The 3,429-nt window shown below is 37.4% G+C and carries 4 protein-coding genes; 2 read left to right on the forward strand and 2 right to left on the reverse strand.

The window, feature by feature from the left end; genetic code table 11:
- Both B3H30_RS21545 and B3H30_RS21550 read left to right on the forward strand, forming a co-directional pair.
- Positions 1-861: pseudouridine synthase (locus B3H30_RS21545; RefSeq protein WP_286753090.1), on the forward strand; the 861-nt coding region annotated here is incomplete at its 5' end.
- Positions 862-955: 94 nt separating this feature from the next.
- The gene (locus B3H30_RS21550; RefSeq protein WP_070570070.1) at positions 956-1,423 is read left to right on the forward strand and encodes a nucleoside triphosphate pyrophosphohydrolase family protein; all 468 of its coding nucleotides are present in this window, start codon (positions 956-958) and stop codon (positions 1,421-1,423) included.
- A 147-nt stretch (positions 1,424-1,570) separates the two neighbouring features.
- Here the strand turns inward: B3H30_RS21550 and B3H30_RS21555 are convergent, their stop codons facing one another.
- A complete protein-coding gene (locus B3H30_RS21555) occupies positions 1,571-2,512 on the reverse strand; it encodes a TIGR01212 family radical SAM protein (RefSeq protein ID WP_070570068.1) in 942 nt (313 codons plus the stop codon).
- Positions 2,513-2,528: 16 nt separating this feature from the next.
- Positions 2,529-3,278: a hypothetical protein gene (locus tag B3H30_RS21560; RefSeq protein WP_139145098.1), complete on the reverse strand. Its 750-nt coding sequence runs from the start codon at positions 3,276-3,278 to the stop codon at positions 2,529-2,531.
- Positions 3,279-3,429 lie beyond the last annotated feature (151 nt).

Here is a 3,429-nt window from a genome sequence, read left to right on the forward strand (position 1 = left end):
AAACGTTCAGACAGAAATGACTCTTCAAGACCTTCTAACAGAAAGTTTGATGGCGATAAAAGTAGAAATTTTGACGACAACAAAAACTTTGGTGATAAACAATATATTAAACGTCCAAAGAAAAAAGCAGAGGATGCAGAAGATGACGGCTTAGTTCGTTTAAATCGTTACATCGCCAATGCTGGTATCTGTTCAAGACGTAAAGCGGATGAGCTTATCACTGCTGGTGTTATTTGGGTAAATGGAGAACCTGTTACGGAATTGGGTACCAAGGTGGATCCTGCAACAGATGAAATCCGTTACAACAACGAACGCCTAAAACGTGAAAAAAATGTTTATGTTTTGTTGAACAAACCAAAAGATTATATCACGACTACAGATGATCCGCAGGAGCGTCATACCGTAATGGAACTTGTTTCTAAAGCGACAAAAGAAAGAATCTATCCTGTTGGTCGTCTTGACAGAAACACAACAGGACTACTTTTGATGACAAATGATGGTAGTCTTGCTGAAAAACTTTCACACCCGCGCAACAGCATCAGCAAAATCTACAATGTCGAGTTAAACAAAAGCCTTACACAAGGCGATTTTAACAAAATCAGCTTTGGTATCGAATTAGAGGACGGTGTAATTAAACCAGATGACTTGAGCTATGTTCAAGGCGGATCGAAACGTGAAGTCGGTATCCAAATCCACTCGGGGAAAAATCGTATCGTACGTCGTATTTTTGAGTCATTAGGATATGAAGTCGTTAAATTGGATCGTGTGGTTTATGCAAACTTAACGAAAAAAGACCTTCCACGTGGCCGTTGGAGATATTTAGAAGAGCGTGAAATCGTGCAGTTAAAGCACCTGATTTAATCGCTTAAGCAGATAAATAAAAATAAAGGACGGTCATTCAGTTAAGCGTCCTTTATTTTTTATATTTGCTCTTTCAAATAATAAAACAAAGAATATGACTGATCCGAAAACACTTTCATCCGTTGCGGAATTCCATAAAACATTCCAACATCCAATCCTAGACACGCCTACTATTCCATCTGAACAAAGATGTGCCTTACGGGTATCGTTGATCGCTGAGGAATTAAAAGAATTAGAAGAGGCCATCCGGGATAAAGATTTGGTCGAGATTGCAGATGCGCTATGTGACATTCAATATGTACTTGCTGGAGCGGTATTAGAATTTGGTTTAAAAGATAAATTCTCTGCTCTTTTTGATGAAGTTCAACGTTCCAATATGAGCAAAGCATGTAAAGACGAAGCAGAAGCCATCGCTACACAGGAGCACTATAAATTAAAAGGTGTAGAATCCTATTATAAAGAAGTTGATGGCAAATTTCTGGTATTCAGAACAGCTGACAATAAAACGTTAAAATCCATCAATTACTCTCCAGCCGATCTAAAAACAATTGTTGAGGGCTAAATAAAGATGGTAATCGTACCCTTTTTTTGTAGGTAAACAGCAAAGGCTTCATTAGAGAAGCCTTTGCTGTTTTTATAGCGCTGAATATATTCATTAAACGCGATAGCATACAATGATCTATCAAAAGAGTATAAATATTAGGAACGGCTAAAAAAGACTCCCCTGCACGACCTGACGTGCTTCCAATCCCTTATCGATGTATGTTTGAATACCTGATTTCGGTAAGCCCCAATTCGGAGCAATTAACAATTCTTTATCTGCAATCCCGAAAATACGTTGAATGATCAGATCAGGACGCAATCGAGGAATAAACTTTGCTAAGAATTCCGTATAACCTTCTATCGAGAAAAGTTCAAAAGGCTCACGTTTGAACTTAACGCCCATAATAGATCCCTCTACAATATGTAAGTGATGCAACTTCACAAATTTAATTTGTGGAAAGCGGTTGATTTCATCTGCATATTTCAACATCATTTCTTCAGATTCCCACGGGAAGCCAAAGATGGTATGCACACAAAGCTCCAACGGAGTATCTTTCAGCATATTCATGGCCTGAACAAATTCGTCGTGAGAACAGCCTCTATTGATCTGCTCCAATGTATCATTGTAGATAGATTCCATACCCATCTCCAAATCTACATCGTAACGATCTGTGTAAGACTCCAACAATGCAATCTTTTCAAAATCCAAACAATCAGGACGTGTACCCACAGAAAGACCCAAAGTATTTTCAGGATCAATACTTAAAGCCTCATCATACATCATCTTCAGTAGATGAGTCGGCGCATATGTATTTGTATTTGGCTGGAAATAAATAATAAACTTCTCAGCGCCATAGCTATTACGTGCTCTTTCAATACCCGATTCCACCTGCTCGCGTATAGAAGGAATTTTCCGGGCAGTATCCGGTGTAAAAGAATCTACATTACAGTACGTACAACCACCATAGCCCTTACTACCATCACGATTGGGGCAGGTAAAATTACCATCCACAATCACTTTAAACACTTTCTGTCCGTTATACTTTTGCTTTAAATAAGCCCCGTAATGATTATACGGTTTAATTCCGTTGTCCAATAATGTACCCATTCCGCTGCAAAGTTACTCAATAAAAATCATATGTGACCATTATTTTCTCAGGATCAAATGTTAAACTGATACGGCCATCACGAAAATCTTCCCAAGATAATTTATACAAACTATCCTTAACTGCATTCTCCAAATCAAAATAACTGCTTTTAACAGCTAAACTGGGAGAATTATCATAATAAGTAGGTAAACCGTAATAGAATACGAAAAATTGTTCAAATTCTTTAAATGACAAATAGCCATAAAACCTATTCCTATTTCTTGAAACCAATATTTCAATTCTTTTTAGCCTGCCATTTGTATAAAAATAATCAAGTGTTTGATAATACAGTGCATTCAACCATTTGCCGCCAATAAATTGGATATGACCTGGATCGATGACAACCATTGTATCCTTACTCCGCGTATATGTCCCCAATTCCCCAATAGAGGACCTTTCCCCAAGATGAATGATATATTCACGCGCTATATTGGTCGATCTACCATCTTTATTTGCCGGTATCCACTTTGATATGGACGAAAATTTTTGATTCATTTCTTCAGTCTTATCTACATGACCAAAATTGCTAGAAACAACTCTGATAGTGCTATCCTTATAAACCTCGAATCCAACATGAGCCTCATCATTAAGCATATCCATATCACGTTTCCATTTTTCATTTAACTGCCTATAAAAATCGATAATACCTATCTTCGGGGTTGGAAGGTAGTTTTGATAAGAAACAAAAATGTAATCCTGTCTATCTTGGCAAATACCTGATCTCACATTCAACAAGAGAAGACAGACGATGATCAAACAAATTCTCATACGGCCAGTAAGTAATATTTACAGCAATATACAAAAAAACTAGATATGGGAGTTCTAGAACAGGCGAGATACTTCACAAGGAAAGTACCTAAACGAAAGAAGCCCTTGA

Origin of the sequence: Sphingobacterium sp. UBA7038, assembly GCF_002494055.1 — a bacterium.
Lineage (GTDB): Bacteria > Bacteroidota > Bacteroidia > Sphingobacteriales > Sphingobacteriaceae > Sphingobacterium > Sphingobacterium multivorum.

What these genes read in the sequence shown, in the direction of transcription:
- B3H30_RS21555 (WP_070570068.1), bottom strand. Translation starts at nt 2,512, where the DNA reads ATGGGTACATTATTGGACAACGGAATTAAACCGTATAATCATTACGGG.
- B3H30_RS21550 (WP_070570070.1), top strand. Translation starts at nt 956, where the DNA reads ATGACTGATCCGAAAACACTTTCATCCGTTGCGGAATTCCATAAAACA.